Below are 548 nucleotides of genomic sequence, written 5' to 3' on the forward strand. Positions count from 1 at the left end.
GGTGTGGCGGTGATCGGGTCGGGCAACATCGGCACGGATCTGATGATCAAGGTGTTGCGGTTGTCGGAGTCGTTGCGGATGGTGGCGATGGTCGGCATCGATCCCGAGTCGGACGGTCTGGCACGGGCGCGCAGGTTGGGCGTGGCGACCACGGCCCGGGGTGTGGACGGTCTGGTCGGGATGCCGGAGTTCGCGGATGTGGAGTTGGTGTTCGATGCCACGTCGGCGGGGGCGCATCGGCGCAACGACGCGGTGTTGGCGGCGCACGGTCGGCTGGTGGTGGATCTGACGCCGGCGGCGGTCGGTCCGTACGTGGTGCCGCCGGTGAACCTGGACGAGCATCTGGGTGAGCGCAACGTCAACATGGTGACGTGTGGTGGGCAGGCGACGGTGCCGATCGTCGCCGCTGTCGGTCGGGTGACGCCGGTGGCGTACGGGGAGATCGTGGCGTCGATCGCGTCGCGGTCGGCGGGTCCGGGGACGCGGGCGAACATCGACGAGTTCACGGAGACCACGGCGCGGGCGATCGAGGTCGTCGGCGGCGCCGG

General features: G+C 70.1%; 1 protein-coding gene. It reads left to right on the plus strand.

Going from position 1 to position 548, the window contains the following annotated elements; all coding sequences use genetic code 11:
* A partial coding sequence (locus V6U77_RS29975; RefSeq protein ID WP_334610088.1) for an acetaldehyde dehydrogenase (acetylating) occupies positions 1-548 on the plus strand: 548 nt, incomplete at both ends.

It is taken from the genome of Micromonospora sp. CPCC 205546 (assembly GCF_036902715.1).
Classification (GTDB): domain Bacteria; phylum Actinomycetota; class Actinomycetes; order Mycobacteriales; family Micromonosporaceae; genus Micromonospora.